At 27.9% G+C, this 13,486-nt stretch carries 11 protein-coding genes; 3 read left to right on the top strand and 8 right to left on the bottom strand.

The genetic code is table 4. From position 1 onward, the window contains the following. Positions 1–35 precede the first annotated feature (35 nt). The 4 genes from AC0B4T_RS03210 to AC0B4T_RS03195 all read right to left on the bottom strand — a co-directional run bounded on the left by AC0B4T_RS03210 (position 36) and on the right by AC0B4T_RS03195 (position 6,340). The gene (locus AC0B4T_RS03210; protein ID WP_465103280.1) at positions 36–974 is read right to left on the bottom strand and encodes an IS3 family transposase; all 939 of its coding nucleotides are present in this window, start codon (positions 972–974) and stop codon (positions 36–38) included. Further along, complete coding sequence (locus AC0B4T_RS03205; protein WP_465103110.1) at positions 917–1,429, bottom strand: transposase; 513 nt, start codon at positions 1,427–1,429, stop codon at positions 917–919. The genes AC0B4T_RS03210 and AC0B4T_RS03205 overlap by 58 nt, the downstream gene beginning before the upstream one ends. A gap of 142 nt (positions 1,430–1,571) precedes the next feature. Continuing rightward, complete coding sequence (locus AC0B4T_RS03200; RefSeq protein WP_465103109.1) at positions 1,572–3,164, bottom strand: type I restriction-modification system subunit M; 1,593 nt, start codon at positions 3,162–3,164, stop codon at positions 1,572–1,574. A gap of 65 nt (positions 3,165–3,229) precedes the next feature. Further along, a complete protein-coding gene (locus AC0B4T_RS03195; protein WP_465103108.1) occupies positions 3,230–6,340 on the bottom strand; it encodes a type I restriction endonuclease subunit R in 3,111 nt (1,036 codons plus the stop codon). Between the two features lie 190 nt (positions 6,341–6,530). On the opposite strand from AC0B4T_RS03195, the gene AC0B4T_RS03190 reads away from it, so the two are divergent. After that, the gene (locus AC0B4T_RS03190; protein ID WP_465103107.1) at positions 6,531–7,127 is read left to right on the top strand and encodes a restriction endonuclease subunit S domain-containing protein; all 597 of its coding nucleotides are present in this window, start codon (positions 6,531–6,533) and stop codon (positions 7,125–7,127) included. 2 nt (positions 7,128–7,129) lie between these two features. Here the strand turns inward: AC0B4T_RS03190 and AC0B4T_RS03185 are convergent, their stop codons facing one another. Together AC0B4T_RS03185 and AC0B4T_RS03180 are read right to left on the bottom strand one after the other, a co-directional pair. Continuing rightward, entirely contained in the window at positions 7,130–7,930 is an 801-nt protein-coding gene (locus AC0B4T_RS03185; protein WP_465103106.1) for a tyrosine-type recombinase/integrase, read from the bottom strand. A 31-nt stretch (positions 7,931–7,961) separates the two neighbouring features. Continuing rightward, entirely contained in the window at positions 7,962–9,086 is a 1,125-nt protein-coding gene (locus AC0B4T_RS03180) for a restriction endonuclease subunit S (RefSeq protein WP_465103105.1), read from the bottom strand. A gap of 8 nt (positions 9,087–9,094) precedes the next feature. Between AC0B4T_RS03180 and AC0B4T_RS03175 the strand changes: the two genes are divergently transcribed. Continuing rightward, on the top strand, positions 9,095–9,592 hold the full coding sequence (locus AC0B4T_RS03175; protein WP_465103104.1) for a restriction endonuclease subunit S: 498 nt from the start codon (positions 9,095–9,097) through the stop codon (positions 9,590–9,592). Continuing rightward, a complete protein-coding gene (locus AC0B4T_RS03170) occupies positions 9,592–10,074 on the top strand; it encodes a restriction endonuclease subunit S (RefSeq protein ID WP_465103103.1) in 483 nt (160 codons plus the stop codon). The genes AC0B4T_RS03175 and AC0B4T_RS03170 overlap by 1 nt, the downstream gene beginning before the upstream one ends. Here the strand turns inward: AC0B4T_RS03170 and AC0B4T_RS03165 are convergent. Both AC0B4T_RS03165 and AC0B4T_RS03160 read right to left on the bottom strand, forming a co-directional pair. Continuing rightward, positions 10,054–11,532 (bottom strand): type I restriction-modification system subunit M, encoded by a 1,479-nt coding sequence (locus tag AC0B4T_RS03165; RefSeq protein ID WP_465103102.1) that lies wholly within the window; start codon positions 11,530–11,532, stop codon positions 10,054–10,056. The two genes, AC0B4T_RS03170 and AC0B4T_RS03165, sit on opposite strands and share 21 nt — an antisense overlap. Positions 11,533–11,827: 295 nt before the next feature. Further along, positions 11,828–13,453 carry a GmrSD restriction endonuclease domain-containing protein gene (locus tag AC0B4T_RS03160; protein WP_465103101.1) on the bottom strand — a complete coding sequence of 542 codons (1,626 nt, stop codon included), beginning with the start codon at positions 13,451–13,453 and terminating at the stop codon, positions 11,828–11,830. Between the last annotated feature and the right edge of the window lie 33 nt (positions 13,454–13,486).

The raw sequence follows: 13,486 nt of genomic DNA, 5'->3' as shown, positions 1-13,486 counted from the left end.
AAATAGTATAGTGAACCCATAAAATTGGACTAAAATTAATTTAAGGATTGATGCCTATATCCTAAAGGTGTCAGTCCTTTTAATTTTGTGATAATTCGTTTTTTGTTGTAATAATTTATATACTTGCGCATCGCTTTTTCTAAGTCTTCTAGAGTTTTGAATTCTTTTTCATGACCATAAAACATTTCGTTTTTCATGGTTCCAAAAAATATTTCAATAACACAATTATCATAGCAATTTCCCTTTCGCGACATACTTTGTTTAATACCTCTTTTGCTTAATTTGTCACGATATTGTTTCATTTGATATTGCCATCCCTGGTCAGAATGTAAAATTAATCCATTAAGATTTTTATACTTTTTAAAAGCTTTATTTAGCATTTGATTCACTTGTTCAAAATTAGGACTTTTTGAAATTGTGTATGAAACTACTTCACGGTTATGCACATCTATAATTGGTGATAAATATAGTTTTCCACTTGCTATTTTGAATTCAGATACATCAGTACTTCAAGTTTGATTCAATTTTGTAGTTTTGAAATTTCGCTCGTAATAAGTATTATGATTCTTTTTGTCAACAATCCTTGTAAGGAGTAAGTTATTACAAATCTTCCCAATTTCACCTTTATATGATTTATATTTTGATTTTGGCTGTAAACCAAATAAATTAAGTAATTTCATCAATCTTTTAACCCTTTTATGGTTAATAATATAACCTCTATTTCTTAGTTCTAAACAAATTCTTCGATATCCATAACGGGATTTATTCTCATTAAAAATATTCGTTATTACTTGTTTTAAATCAAAATCTTTATCATTTTTTGAAAAACATTGAACAATATAAAAGTATGTTGATTTTGCTAATTGGAAAAATTCTAGCATTAATCTTAATTTATATTTATGCCTTGATTCAAATATTACTTTTGCTTTTTCTTGTTTGGTTGCTCTGTCCTTTGTTGAACCAAGGCTCTCAATTTTTTTAAGAGGTCTACCTCCATTTCAAGCTGGGCATTTCTTTCTTCAAGTTCTTTAATTCTAGATAATGTTTTATCTTGTTTTGGGTTATTATTCTTTGGCATGGTCATTGGTATTTTACCTTTCTTTTTATTTATAAGACCATTATACCCAAATAATTTAAATTTTTTCATTCATGAATTAATTATTCCAGTATTAATTAATAGTTCTGCTTCCAAAGAGCGGATAGGTTTACCATTTAATACTTGCTTAACAATTTCTAATTTAAAGTTAGGACTGAAGTTTCGACGTTTATTTCTTTCTGTAAATATGTGTAATCCGTGGAGGTTGTACAAACGCTTTATAAACTGAATTGTACGCATATTTACATTAAAAATTTCTGCAATTTGTTTGCTACTCTTACCAGCTTTATATAGTTTTATAATCTTTAGTTTATCTTCTAATTTTAACTTCATAATAAAAACCCCCTAAGTTTTACCAATTGATTTGGTCCAACTTGTGGGGTTCACTATATAGTATAGTGGTATTTTTCAATTTAGTTTTAGTAGATTTTTTAATTGTTGAACTAATCTAATTATTGTTTGATTTTTAAAATATCTAACTAGTTTTCAAACTTTCAAGATCTTTAATAATTTGATCTATAGCTATTCTTAAGTCATTTGCCTTTTTAACTGTTTGATCAATTTGCATATTTAAAGTTTTAATATCAATTTTTTCTCTTGTATCTTCTTTTTGTACATAACTTGAAACTGATAAGTTATAGTTATTTTCTTTAATTTCTGTATTTGAAACTACTTTGGCAAAATAGTCAATATCTTCACGTTTGACAAAAGCATTAAGAATATTTTGAATATTTTCTGGGGTTAACTTATTACTATTAGTTACCTTTACAAACTCATTACTTGCATCAATAAATAAAATATTATTATCGGCTTTGGATTTCTTTATGACCATGATTGTAGTAGCAATTGATGTTCCAAAGAATAAATTGCTTGGCAATTGGATTAAGGTATCAATATAATTATTATCAATTAAATATTGACGAATTTTTTGTTCAGCTCCGCCGCGATACATAATACCAGGGAAACAAACAATAGATGCTACACCTGTTACATCCAAGTATGCTAATGAATGCATAATAAAAGCAAAATCACCTTTAGATCTTGGAGCTAATACACCAGCTGGAGAAAAACGTTCATCATTAATTAAAAGTGGGTTTTTGTCACCGTCTCAATTAACAGAATATGGAGGATTAGAAACAATTACATCAAATAAAATTTGGTTACCGTTATCATTTGCAAAATATTGAGGATTTATTAAAGTATCTCCAAGAGCAATATGAAATTTATCATAACCTACATTGTGTAAGAACATATTCATTCTACATAAGTTGTATGTTGTATAGTTTAATTCTTGGCCATAAAATCCTTGTATATTATTATTGCCAAGTATTTTAATAGCTTGTAATAGTAATGAACCTGAGCCACAAGCTGGATCATAAATATTTTTAATTTCAGTTTTGCCAACACTAGACAATTTAGTTAATAATTCAGAAACTTCTTGTGGTGTATAAAACTCACCACTTTTTTTACCACTATTTGCAGCAAACATACCAATTAAATATTCATATGCATCACCGAAAACATCAATACTAATATCATTATAATCGCCAAATTTTATATTTTTAATATTATTTAAAAACTTAACTATAGATTGATTTCTATGTTCTACAGTTTGGCCAAGTTTTACATCATTTAAGTCTATATTATTAAATAACCCATTGAAATTACTACTTGCTTTTTCATTACTACTTGCTGATTTAGAAATGTTCTTAAAGATATCCCCTAATTCAATATTTAAATCTGGATTGTTTGTTGCTCTTTTAACTACATTTGCAAATAATTCAGAAGGTAAGATAAAGAAACCTTTATCTTTAACTATTTCTTCTTTTATTTCTTTTGCTTGCTCGTCAGTTAAATTTTCATAATTAAAATCTATATCACCTATATCATGTTCATCTTTATTTATGTAATTTGTTAAGTTTTCAGAAATATATCTATAGAACATGAAACCTAAAATATATGGCATTAATTCGATACCTGTTAATTGACCACGATGATCATTTGCTGCTTTTCATAAATTTCTATGTAATTCATCTCTGTGCATTAAATTTTCTTTATCATTATTCATATTAACTTTCCTTTTCTATAATTTAAATATTATTAAGTTGTTTTATTATAACATATTTTAGTCTTTTAATCCTCAAGCATTATATATTCTGCTTGCTTAATTACATCTGTAATAGCTAACTTTTGATATTGTGGAGGATAATTATATTTCTTTAAACATTCTTTAATTTTAACCCTCATTTGTGAGCGGGTGGATTCTTTTGACGCTCAATCAGTTAGTGCATATTCTTCAACAACTTCTTTGAGCTCTCTAGCAATGAGGATTAATGTCTCATCACCAAGTAATTCTTGAGCATCTTTATCCCGTGCTAGTGCATCATAAAAAGCCCTTTCACGCCCGAAGACTCCGAGTTTTTGTGCCTCATATTCATCAGCAACCATTTCACTAGCAAAATCGGTCAGTTGCAAAATTGTTAAAGCAGGTGTAAAGCTGGCATCACGCCCATGGTATTCTTCTAGAATTCTTCTGAGCCTTTTTGAATATTCTTGTGATTTAAAGTAATTGTGTCTACGAGATTCAGCAATTGCTCTTTGTAGTAACTTTTGCACTATTTCGACAAAGATATGGGGAGGGTTACTTTTACGTAGTTGATCGATTTTTTCTTTTGTCAATAATTCAATTGCATTAAAATCCGATTTTTGCTCCGCTGTTAATGATCTTACTTCATCACCTTTTATAGCTTCCGCTAGTAACTGCGATACATATTCATTCATCTCTTTGGTGGATACAATACCAGGTTTGTTACGAAGTTTTAAAATATAACTACGTATAGCTAGATAATAAAGAATGTCTTTTCTTTCTTGTTTACTAACAATTCCGGCACAAACCACAAATGCTTGTTTTAAAGAAAGTGATAAATCAAACATAAAGGGATCTTCGCGCTTTGTTTTATCTTCTAAGATAAATTGTGCACCTTCTTGAATTGCACGAAATCTAGTTAAAGAATCATTAGCTCAGAATTTATCTTTTGGTATTTTGTAAAACCATTCATTAAGGATACTTAATTTTTCTTTGATAACGTCATATATTTCATTTTTAATATCTTGGATGTTGTTTTCTTTATCACGAATAGTATATTGATCTAAGGCTTCTTCTAATGCACTATTTAAGCCAATATAATCAACAATTAAACCAGAAGATTTTCCAGGGTAAACTCTGTTTACCCTGGAAATTGCTTGCATTAGGTTATATGATTTTAAACGTTTAATAAAATACATAACTTCTAGGTCTGGTACATCAAAGCCAGTTAATCACATATCACAAACAATTGCAATTTTATATTTAGAAGTATCTTTTTTAAATTCATCACCCAATTCTTTGCGTAATACATTATTACCAAATAATTTACGTAGCTCTTCTGTGTCTTTGTTTGATTCAGTAACAACTAAGATAGTGCTATCTTTGTATGCTGGATATTCAGATATTATTTCTTTATATAGTTTAGCTGCAGCAATTCTTGTTTGACAAATAATCATTGCTTTGCCATTAATGATTCCCTTACGGTTTTCATAATGTTCAATAATATCATTTGCAAAAACTTTAATCATGTCATGGTCTTCAAGAATTTGTTTGATCTTAGACATTTCATTTTTTGAACGTTCGATGGATTTTGCATCAGCTTGCTGTGTATTTTCTAAATCTTTGTAATATTGGTCAATTTCTTTGAGCACCTCATCATTAGTTCAAACTTTAGCTAGCCGCGATTCATAATACAATTTAACTGTTGAACCATCAATTATTGATTGGGTCATATCATATGCATCAATTATTTCTCCAAAAATATCTGTTGTTTGTTTTGTTTTAGTTGATACAGGAGTTCCTGTAAAACCAATAAACGTTGCATTAGGAAGAGCATCTCTAATATATTTCTCAACACCATATTTAAAAATTGCTTCCATTTCTTCTGTTTCTGCATTTTTTTCATATGAAACAGTTTCATAAATTCCGTAGTGGCCTCGGTGAGCTTCATCAGCCATAACAATAATATTATTACGCTCATTTTTTGGTAAGTGTTCTTTATCAAATTTAGCAATGGTACTTAAAATGATCCCACCCTGTTTAATATTTGAGAGTTTTTTAACTAAATCTTCACGTGAACTTGCAATTACAGGCTCGCACTTTAAATAATCTTTAGCACTAAAAAATGTTTTATATAATTGAATATCTAAGTCAATTCGATCAGTTAGTAAAACAATTGTAGGAACATTAAGTTCTTTTTCAATTAGTAATTTATGTGCAAGCATTACCATTGAAAAAGATTTTCCACTGCCTTGTGTATGTCAGATAATACCAGCTTTACCATTACCGTTTGGTTTAACTGTTTTTATAATTGAATTGAGTGCTTTATTAACACCAAAATATTGGTGGTATTGAGCCATAATTTTAATTGGCTTATCATTTTTATCAATTATGTAAAAAATGTTATTTTTGATAATGTCGATAAGCCTGTTTTTATCAAATAAACCATTGATAAAAACATCGAGTTTATTAATATAATCATCATTATAACCTTTTTCACCCAAGACACTCTTTCATTCATTGTATCGATCTATTTTTGATGTTAAAGTACCCACTTTTGTATCAATACCGTCTGAAATAACTAAAAAAGAATTGTAATTGAATAAAGTTGGAATATCATACCTATAACCATCATGTTCTGAATTAGAACCAAGCTGAGCATAAGCATGTTCTAAAGTTGCTTCTTGAGCATCTTCATTAAATGATTTTAATTCCATAACAACTAAAGGTATTCCATTAATATAAATGATAACATCGGGTATTCTGATACTTCTTCCCTCTTGGAATTTAACTTGGTTTGCAACTTGAAAAGTATTATTCTCTGGGTTAACAAAATCAATAAATCTAATCAAAGGATTTACAAAAAAATCCTTTGATTCAATTGTAATACCATCAACCAATATTTTATGAAAAGCATAGTTCCTTTCAAATAATGAAGGATTATCAAGGTTTTTAATAGTATTTATAGCTTCCTGAATTACATTATCATCATTAATTTTATTAATCTTTATTAATGAATCTCTTAATAAAGATTCATTAATAAAATCATCCAAATTGCGAGTTTGGATTCAATGATCATTATCAATAGTTATCCATTGATAGCCTTTTTGTTCAAGTAAAGATATAATGCTTATTTCAATGTCTTTTTCTTTTAGCATAAATGTAACTTTCTATATTATTTAGTGTAAGTAAAATTATATTTTTTAATGTTATAGGATTAGGTTATTTTTGTATTAAATAGTTCTTATGTATTATATCAAAAAGAAGAGTAATTTTATGCAATGTAAGTGTACATATCATATATGTAACAATATCTAGTTAATTAACACTATCGGCAGTATTGATGATTTGATTGAGAATTTAACTAAACAAAATGAAATATTATTAAATATAGGGAAAACTAAAATTGATAATTTAAATAGCAGCAAGACATTACATCCCCTAACTAATATAGTTCAATTTCAAAAAGGTTTTGAGGTTGGTTCATCTAAATATAGTGAAACTAAAAACCCTGGACAAAGCAATTACATTAGAGTTGGTGATTTAAAAGCTTTGGGAAATACATTTGTTGATACTTTGGATAATTACACATATGCAGATTTTGAAGATATACTTGTAGCTTTTGATGGAGCACCAGGGCGAAACAATATAGGTCTAGTTGGAGCCTATTCTTCTGGTATATATAAACTTATTTGTCTTAATGAGGATAAAGGCTTAGTCTTTTTTGAAATAAATAGCAAAATTAATAAACAAATAATTAACATTCACACATACGGCACAACTATTAAACATGCTTCAAAATCAATAAATTTCTTAGTTTATGCTAATGTATCCTATAAAGAAAAACAAATATTAAACTGATATTTCAAGCAAATAATTCAAAACAAAAAGAAGATTAACATTTTAAAGCAAATAAAAGCTAATCTTCTAAATAAATACTTTTAAATTTACCAGTCAACAATTTTATCAACAATTGTTTGTTGTTCTTCACTAGTTTTTCTCAGATATATCCTTGTTGTTTCTATCGATTCATGTCCCATGAGATCAGCAAGCAAAGATATATCTTTTCTTTTTTCTAAAAAGTTTTTAGCAAATCTATGGCGAAATGAATGAGGATAAACAACATTTAAATTCATTTTGTATTTTTTAGCTAAAACTTTTAGTTGATGTGATAAACCTCTGGTGGTTATTTGTTTCTTTGTTTTATTAAGAAACAAATAACCAGTATTCCTATCAACTGAATCATAATACTCAATGGCTTTTATGCGTAATTTCTTAGGTATAAAAATTCTCCTTATTTTTCCTGATTTAGTATATAAATCTATATAACCTCGTTTTAAATGTTCGTATTTAAATTGAATAAGTTCTGAAACTCTAGCCCCTGTTGCTCCTAAAAATCTTACAATAAAATATCATTCATAATTTTGATCTTTAAGTAATTTGTTTTTTAAAAATTCATAATCAGCATCACTAATAACATTCTCAAGATAACTTGTTTGTTGCAATTTAATAAATTTTAGTTTTAGTTTTTCTTTGTTAATATATTCAAGGTATTTGTTAATACCTTGAATTCTTAAATTTACTGTTTTTCCTTTATAGTTATCAACTAAAAGTGCTTTAAAAGCTAATAGGTTTTGTTTAGTAATTTCATCAAAATGTTTAAAGTATAAATCTAATGCAAATTGATATGAATCAATTGTATTTTTTGATAAATTTTGATGAAGTAAAAACGTTTTAAAATCTTTCATTTGGTACCTCCACTATTGAAGGTACCAAATTTTAAAAATATTTATTTAATAATTGTTGTTTTATTTGTTTGAGAATTCGAATTTTCTCTTCTAGTTTAAGTAACTTATTTAGAAGTAGATTTAATTGCTGGATTTTTCTAGTTTTCGGAATGTAAATTTTCCCACCTTCAAGCATTTGTTTGTTTAATAGTTGTTGTGCAGAACCAGAAGCATAACCTTTTATTTCGTCGATTAACTTGCGAGAAGCAAAGAAAATTAATCCATAATGGGAAGTATTTTTTGCCCTTACACAGAACACTGCTTCATTAAAATATGTACTGTCATCTAATATAACAGAAACTTTATTAATCTTTGGTTCAATCCTTGACAACACAGTATATCCCTTGTTTGCTTCTTTTGTTGAACTCTTTAAAACCCCTAATTCCGTTATGCATTCTGTTGTATTTGTTACAACAGGTTGATCAGTAAGTGTACCAGAATTAATTCATTTAATATTTCCGTTTCAAAACTCGGGTTTAGATCTAGAAGGTGTACCTCCTGGAAAAATATCAGCGTACTTTGTTAAGTTATCCTTGTTAAAAGATTGAGAGATATATAAATCCCCAACTTTTAAAATCTCTTTAACCTGGTTTTGATAATTCTCAATCAAATCATCAACACTGCCGATAGTGTTAATTATGTGTTGTTGGGTATTTAGGGGTGGTAAATAAATATTAATATTACGTATCAAATCTATAGTAATAGCAGACTGAACAGTACCAAAAGAGGCATTTTGAATATTTTTTATAGATTTTATCGTGGATAAATAATATGATAAAAATTTTGAATTACAAAATTGCTTAAAATTCCTTAACCAAATTAAATTCCCGTCCTTAAAATAAATTGGAAAGTGATCAACATACCATGGATACCCACGATTAGCTCCTCCAATTGCTGTTATAAGGATATCACCCACTTTTGGCACATCCTGTCCAGATTCAACTATTTTATTGTATCTATTTTCGCTAATAAAAATAGAAGGTACAACTTTTCTTTTTAAAGATAATTGAATAACTTCTTTGCTTCTGTAAAAAGGTATTCCAAAAGTTCTATATTCTTTTGCAAATATCCTATTACTAGAAGTTGTTTCACATAATTCTTTTAATTTATAGTTCATTACAAAATATGGAACAGTTTAAATTTAAAAAAATATCAGCTACTAATTATTGTGAATCTATTTTCGACGGTAGCCACGATTCTCATAAATATTATAGTTATGGGCATCCTTTGGTGACAGTTAAACATTTAAATGGTCGAAAAATTAATATTAGTAACGCTTTTTTAATATCTGCTGAAGATTTTGAAAAGTTAAATAAAAGATGTTTAGTTAAAAAAAACGATGTTTTAATTTCAATGATTGGCACAGTAGGTAAAATATCCATTGTTTTAAACAAACCCAATTTTGCAATTAAAAACATTGGAGTACTAAGAGCAAAAAATGAATTGGATGCAAAATATTTATATTATTATTTAACATCTATATTAGGACAATTGTTTATACAAAAAAGAATAACAGGATCAACACAACCAACTTTAAATCTCGATAATTTACGAAAATTAACTATATTTACTTTCTCTGAAGAAATTTTAAAACAACACATAGTTAACATTCGAGGTATATAATGATTTATCAATTAAAAGATTTAGCAATAATTAGCAGAGGATCTCAACCATTCCCTGTTAGTAAATATCTTTCTAATACTGGATACCCGTGGTTAAAAATCGCTGACTTTAAACTTGGAGATAGAGTAGTTAATAATACACATGAATTTATAAAACATGAGGGTATTAATAAAACTAAACTTGTCCCTAAGGGTACTTTAGTTGTTTCAAGTTCTGGGACCCTAGGAATACCAATTTTTACTGGATCACAAATGTGTCTATATTCTGGTTTTATATATTTTGAAAAACTTTCAGATAAAATAATACCCTTATATCTTTTTTATTATTTACTAAAACTAAGGCAAACACTCCAAACAAAAGGTACTGGTGCTGCTATTAAGCACTTGCAAATTAAAACATTTGAAAACTTAAAAATAGACCTACCATCTATTGATAATCAAATTCACATAGTTAACACTATCTTATTTAATCTCTTCTTCTAAAATCTCTTTAACTTTTTCTTCTAGTTCCATGCCCTCCTTCATTAGTTTTAACAATTCAGCAGATGCAACTTTTAGTTGTTCTTTAATCTCTTCTGGAGATAATTTATTTGATTCATCTGCTCCAACATATCGCCCAGGATTTAAACTATAATCCTGAGCGATTATTTCATCCAGTGTTGCTTTTTTACAAAAACCTGGAAGATCTATTAAAGTATTAGACTTAAAGTCTTTATAGACTTTAAGGATTTTATTTATATCATCATCTTCTAATACTCTAATTTTACGAGAAATTAGTTTACCCATTGAATCAGCATTAACAAATAAAATATCTTTATTTGTTTTATCTTTGTTTAAGATTCAACATTGCACTGAAATGCTGACATTGGCAAATAATTTATTAGGTAAAGCTAAGATTGCATCAATTTTACCAGATTCAATCATAGCTTTACGAATTTTATAATCATCTTGAGTATTAGACGTTGTTGCTCCATTAGGCATTAAGATTGCTGCTTTTCCTTTAGGTGAGAGTTTTGCATACATTAATGATAATCAAGCATAATTACCATTTTTTTCTGACGGTTTACCAAAGACTCAACGCGGATCTCCTTGCAGTGAAGGTTTTCAAAACTCTTTTAAGTTATATGGTGGATTAGCAATTATATAATCTGCTCGCAATGATTTATGTAAATCGTCGGTAAATGTATCACCATTACGATCACCAAGGTTTCCTTCAAGTCCTCTAATGGCTAAATTCATTTTAGCCATTTTTCAGGTTCCAGGATTTGATTCTTGGCCGAAGATTGAAATGTTATCAATTTTACCTTGATGTTCTTTAACAAACTTAGAACATTGTACAAACATTCCGCCAGAACCACAACAAGGATCGTAAACTCTACCTTTATAAGGTTCTAAAATATCAACCATTAGTTGAACAACTGATTTAGGGGTAAAAAATTCACCACCTTTAGTTGGAATATATTTAGCAAAAGCTCCAACATAATATTCGTATACTTGACCAAAAAAGTCCCCATCAGCATCTTCCATATTTAAATTATTAGTAAAAAAATCAACTAATTCACCTAAAGCAGTTTTATCTAAATCGCTTTTTGAATATGTTTTTGGCAAAATACCTTTTAATTGGTTATTATTTTTCTCAAGTAAGACAAATGCATTATCAATTACTTGACCTAAATTATCTTGTTTGGAATGTGATGCTACATAACTTCACAATGATTCTTTAGGTACTATAAAAACGTGCTCAGCTGTATAATAATCTTCATCTTCTTCGCGTCCATCATTATACTTAATTAATTCATTATATTTAGCGATATATTTATCGCTAACATATTTTAAAAATACTAGCCCTAAAACAATATTCTTATAATCGGCAGGATCAACTTTATCTCTTAGTTTTTCAGCTGCTTTCCATAAGATATCTTCATTTATTATTTGTGACATATCAAATTACCTCCTTTTAATAATAATTTATATATTATACATTAACAATTATACTATATAAATATTAAATAACTTAAGTGTTAATGTTAAATAAGCAAGCATTTTGCTTGCTTGAATTAAATTTTATTTGGTGGAGATAAGGGCAGTCTGTCCCCTAAAATAGATAAAAATTTTAACTTTTTAGTGAATTATAAACAATTGTAAATTAGACATGAAAAAATCAACCTAAAGTACCTGAATGATTTTTCCATGTCTAATTTCATGTTAACTTTCTGAAAGGTTTTAAACACTTGTTTTAATTTTTTAAATAAATAACTACACTTGAAGGATCAATGTTGAATTCTTTTAATATATTTTTAGCTAATTTTACTATTCTATCGGCGCTAAAACATGTTTCAATAAATACCTTATTTTGAATTTCGTATGGAACATGCATTCCAAAACTAGAATGGCGAATATATGGTTTGGATGTCTTTGTAAGTGTATAATCCCTATCAGCTAATTCATTAAATTTTCCTGGAACTATATCCTTAATTTCATCCATTAGACTTATGAAAAATTCTCTGAAACTTTTAATTGATATTGTTTTACCGTTGAATGTATACATTTTAATTTTTGCAAATGCTAGGTTTGGCTTTTCACTAAGGTTATATGTGAGACTGTTATTTTCCCCTATTTCCTGTTTTTGAAAATCTATGTTCTTGCCTTTATGCCTATTACAAATTTTGTGAACAAGCTGTGCATTTTCAAATTTTGTTTGCCCGCCATGTGAATAAGGAACGATGTGGTCTATTTCGCCTTCATTCACATAAAGGATTTCATTTTGACAAATAGCACATAAAGATTTTTGGTTTTCGGCAAGTTGTGGTTTTAAATACGTATCAAAAGTTCTTGAATCTTTTTTAAAGGGGTCTTCTCCAACTATTGATGATATTAAATGTATTATAGTTAAAATTCTTTTTAGTACCCTATCCTTTGAACCAGTAGAAGCGTAACAAGCATTATGATACTCATCATCATAAAGTTTTTTATAATTAATCTCTTTACGGATGATATCAGATTTTGCAATAAGCTTATTTCTATCAAATAAAGAAAATGCTACCATTATTGAGTCATAAAAAGTTGCACTAAATGTATTTAATATTTTTTTATTATCATAATCAACTGCAGCAAATGCATCATTGCCAAGCACTTCTTTTACAATACTTAATGTTTTGCTAAATATTTCTTTGTCTTGTTGGATTTGCTTTTCATCATCATATTGGTGTGCCTTCATGTAATTATTTAGGTGAATTTTCATACTTTGTTTATATGAGCCATAATCAATTAAAGCAAAGAATCTTAAAATTTTCTCTTGGTAAGACATTCTCTTATTTTCTGACTTAAACATAACAGCTACATTTTGATTTTTAGCAAGTTGGTTAATCATTGAATTATAATTTCCATGATATACACAGTTTCTTATTTCTTGTTCTTTTAATGTAACAGCACCTTGATTTAGTCTTTCAAAGATCTCATATTTAGCATCATTTGAATCTTCATCAATAACTATGGTTCTAATATAAGTCTCTTCTACAACATTTTGAAGCTTGTCATCTAAATCTTTAAAATATTTCCCTTCTAATTTGCTAAAAACTGCCATTCCTTTTAATTTATATTTATTTCTAATAAAATTTAAGAATGACATAATTCTTTGTTGTCCATCTACAACTAATAATTTTCCACTTTTTTCTTCGCTACAATAAATTGTTGGAAGTGGAATTTTCATTAACGCAGACTCAATCAATCTTGATGATTTTTCTATCGAATAGACAAATTCCCTTTGAAATTCTGGGTTTGTTTGAATTCTGCCTTTTTGTTCCATTATATTAAACTCGCGAATAGTTAAATCTTTTGATTGAAAGTGTAGTTCTTTTTCCATATTTTACTTCCTTATTTAATTGGGGGGGTAAAT

The sequence above is a fragment of the Mycoplasma sp. 10961 genome, assembly GCF_055523525.1.
This window is presented reverse-complemented; position numbering and strand designations above follow the sequence as displayed.